This is a genomic window from Streptomyces polyasparticus (assembly GCF_014493765.1).
Taxonomy (GTDB): Bacteria; Actinomycetota; Actinomycetes; order Streptomycetales; family Streptomycetaceae; genus Streptomyces; species Streptomyces polyasparticus.
This window is the reverse complement of record NZ_JACTVJ010000120.1, coordinates 1-959: the sequence shown is the minus strand read 5'-3', so window position 1 is coordinate 959 and position 959 is coordinate 1. Positions and strand designations below refer to the sequence as shown.

At 66.0% G+C, this 959-nt stretch carries 1 pseudogene; it reads left to right on the top strand.

Annotated features, from left to right (window positions below):
• Positions 1 to 183: 183 nt before the first annotated feature.
• Positions 184 to 959: pseudogene (locus tag H9Y04_RS48935) on the top strand (IS256 family transposase); the annotation flags it as partial.

The window sequence follows — 959 nt, the reverse complement described above, 5'->3', positions numbered from 1 at the left end:
CGGTGTTCGGTGTGAGGTCGGGGGATGGTGTCCTTCGTCGTGGTGTTCTGGGCCAGCGGCTGGGAGTGTGCGGGTGTCTGTGCGGGGCGTACTCCTGTGTCTGGGTACCGCTCGCTGACTGCGCGGCGGGCCATCGTGTAACTCTCGGTGGTGAACGGGCAGTTCAACCGCGTGGAGTGCACGATGGCCCTGTCCCGGTCTGAGCTGATACGGCTGCTTGAGTCACTACGGTCGACCGATGGAATCGAGTTGATTCGCGCCATTGCGGAACAGATGGTGCAGGAGCTGATCGAGGCCGGGGCGGGTGCCCACTTCGGTGCGGAGTGGAACGAGTACACGCCGCCCCGGACCGACATCCGTCACGGGCATCGCGAAAAGGTGCTGCCCACGTTCGCAGGCGACCGGGCCTTGGAGATCCCCAAGGCCGTACCGGCACCGTCTTCTCGTCGCTGCTGGAACGGCGGCGCCGGATCAACCACGCCCTGTACACCGTGATCATCAAGGCATACGCGCCGGTGTCTCCAGCCGCAGCGTGGATAACCTGGTCAAGGCGTTGGGCGGAGACAGTGGCATCTCCAAGTCGCAGGTGTCCAGGATCTGCGCGGCCCTCGACGAGCCGCTGACCGTGTTCCGCACCCGCCCGCTGGATCATGTCCGCTCCCCCCTACAACCATCTGGACGCGACGTACTGTATGGCGCGGGTCAATCACCAGCTCGTCTCGCGGGCTGTCGTGGTCGCCACCGGCATCACCGAGGACGGCAATCGCGAGGAGCTGGGCCTTGATGGCCGGCGACAGCGAGAGCGAGGCGTTCTGGAAGGAGTTCCTGCGCTCGCTACGTGAACGCGGCCTGTCTCGCGTCCGCCTCGTGATCACCGACCAACACTCCGCTCTGGCCGCCGCGGTCCACACGGTCATGCCCGGCGCGGCCTGGCAGCGGTGCAAGTTCTCTGCGCAATG